This window comes from Ruegeria sp. BG6 (assembly GCF_056538465.1).
Genome location: NZ_JBQFTB010000037.1, coordinates 1 through 2,396, shown reverse-complemented (window position 1 = coordinate 2,396; position 2,396 = coordinate 1). Strand labels below are relative to the sequence as shown.

2 protein-coding genes are annotated in these 2,396 nt (G+C 52.2%); both read right to left on the bottom strand.

Annotation, left to right across the window (positions count from 1 at the left end; genetic code table 11):
* Positions 1-126: 126 nt before the first annotated feature.
* On the bottom strand, positions 127-1,521 hold the full coding sequence (locus ACR0JW_RS23785; RefSeq protein ID WP_480714603.1) for a primase-helicase family protein: 1,395 nt from the start codon (positions 1,519-1,521) through the stop codon (positions 127-129).
* A 258-nt stretch (positions 1,522-1,779) separates the two neighbouring features.
* Entirely contained in the window at positions 1,780-2,343 is a 564-nt protein-coding gene (locus tag ACR0JW_RS23780) for a hypothetical protein (protein WP_480714602.1), read from the bottom strand.
* Positions 2,344-2,396 lie beyond the last annotated feature (53 nt).

Sequence of the window (2,396 nt, the reverse complement as noted above, 5' to 3'; positions counted from 1 at the left end):
TCTCATCCTCTGTGGTTTGCGATAGGACGGAGGTGGCCCTCGAAAGGGCCTCCTCGTAGTGATTGTCCATGATGTCCTGAAGCCAGATCTCGCAATCGTCTCTCAATATGAAGTGCTGACCATCCATCATATGATCTCCACTTCGGCGAACCGGACGTCACCAGCAAGGTGATCACTGATGCTCACGGGCTCGAAGTCAGGACCGTGGATTTTGCCCCTGTCGATCCAGTAACCGGACTTGACCCAGATCGCGCGTTGATAGTCTTTGCCATCCCACTTGGCCTTGGTCTTCTGCCAGCCGAGCTCATCCATTAGGTGCTTGGTTTGGTTGATGTTTCCCTTGAGGTGCGCCTGGACGAACTCAACCACTTCAGCTTCAGGCAAGGCAACGAGCCCACGCTCATTCAGTTCTTCCTCCAACCGATCTAAGATAGTGTCACGGCTGGTCTGACGCAGGCGTTCCATGGTCGGGGTCTGATGGTCAGCGATGTTCAGGCTCTTGGCGCTGAAGCCTTCCGGCAGTTGTCTCCGCATCAAGGCGTTATAGACACGAGCCACATTAGCCGGATCATCAAGGAACTGATGAACCCGACCGACGAGGTTCGAAAACTCATTGGCGCGAGAGCCCCCTGATCGTCCGTCATGGTTTACGTCCATTACGAGGTAACGCCGCTCACCTTCGCCAATCCATGACGGCCAGATGTTCGAGGTGAACAAGAAGCAGCAAGACTGCCTGGCGCGTTCAGCTTCAATCCCTTTGCGCTCTATTAGAACGTAAGGGTCTGTGATGAAGGTCTTGATTGCGTTTTCCTGTGGCGACCCCGGCTTGATCTGGGTTTCCTCACACACCACAAGTTTGCTTGTCAGAACCGTGGCGTTGAATTGCTGCGTTAGCTTGCTGACGTTATTCGGAACGACGGTGTTCTGGGTGCCGAAGAGTTCGGTCAGAATGCGAGCAGTGGTGCTTTTCCCGGTACCTCTTCCCCGCGAATACAGGAATGGAGCCCAAGCTGGCTTTTCTCCCTCGTTCTGAAGGCTCCATGCCAGCCAGTTCAGGAACTGCTGTCGGTCGTGATCAAGCTGAAAGAACTCATTGAAGAATTGCCCGATGATACCAAGCTCAGCGGAATTGATCTTGAGTTTGCGATACTCGGGTTCGACCCATGTATTGGCGGCGACCGCTCCCCTAGACCGTATCAGTCGATTAGAGTTTCCGGCCTCACAGATGGCCGTTCCGTTCCAGACCTGAAACGATCGGTCGGCGTCAGTATGCTGCGCTTCGATCAGAAACTTGAATAGACCCTTGACCAGTTCTTTGTTCAGTGGAACTTCGGGGTGCTCGTCACGTACCCGGTTCAGGATCATCCGCTCCACGTCATTGCGCGACAGGGGAACACTCAGATTCTCCACGTCGAAGAACTTGTTGTCCCTCCGAACGATCTGATCGCCATAGGCCTTGGCTAGACGTTGGACTTGCTCGGTTACCTCCGTTCCAGTTGCAGGTTTATTGTTATTTTGCATTGATGGTTATCTCCCATCATTGATGCTCCCGGCTTAGCCACGCACCCCGTATCAGGAGACGGCTGATTAGACCGTTTATGAGGGGCTGGCATCAGGTGCATAATCGCGTTCTTCTCTCCTATAGAGTGCCCTGGAAGAATTTCCGGCCTGAAATTGGCTTAAAACCCCTTATTTTTATAGCAAAAACGGCCATCTGGGGATCGTGGCTTGTTTTTGGCTCATTTTGATCGAATTTGGCCGCTGAAATTGGGACAAATACTAAACTTCAACGGGGTTTTGGGGATGGTCAACAGCAAGCATCAATACCTGCGACGCATGGTTGAAATTGACCTCTTGACCGACAAGCCCGGAATGCCATTTGAACCCATGAATGAGATTGGTTCTTAGGCAATATGCGACATGTAATAGCGCTGCAATCCGTTGGGTATAGTCGTCTGGATCGTCCCTGAAGACCTGTTGGATGCGGTTCCTGGAATTGGTGGCTTCCTGTGTTAGCTCTTCTAAGTGCGACGATATATTGGCTCCTTCAAGTTCAAGGTGCCGATCACTGAAGTACGCGAAAGCTCTAATAAATTCCTTCGTCGCAGTGAAGTCGCCCAACCCATTGGCCGCCGCTTCCTCGATCCGATCATAGTTAGTAGCTTCGTGTGGCTTATTGGCTTCCGCGCTTTTTCTCAGCAGCCGAGCGTCTGCAGGCTCGATGATCTGTTGCTCGAAGTAACTCCAAATCAATACAAAATAGGCAATGGAGCCCTTGAGACGACGATCCAGCTCCGGGCAGTCTGGCCGATGCTTTTTAAGCCACTCGTCGAAAACGGTCATTCAACTCTCCATTATGCACACCTCCGTCCTATCGCAAACCACAGAGGATGAGG

Bases quoted from the DNA above. Each gene is read 5' to 3' on its own strand.
- ACR0JW_RS23780 (WP_480714602.1), bottom strand. From the start codon at position 2,343: ATGACCGTTTTCGACGAGTGGCTTAAAAAGCATCGGCCAGACTGCCCG.
- ACR0JW_RS23785 (WP_480714603.1), bottom strand. From the start codon at position 1,521: ATGCAAAATAACAATAAACCTGCAACTGGAACGGAGGTAACCGAGCAA.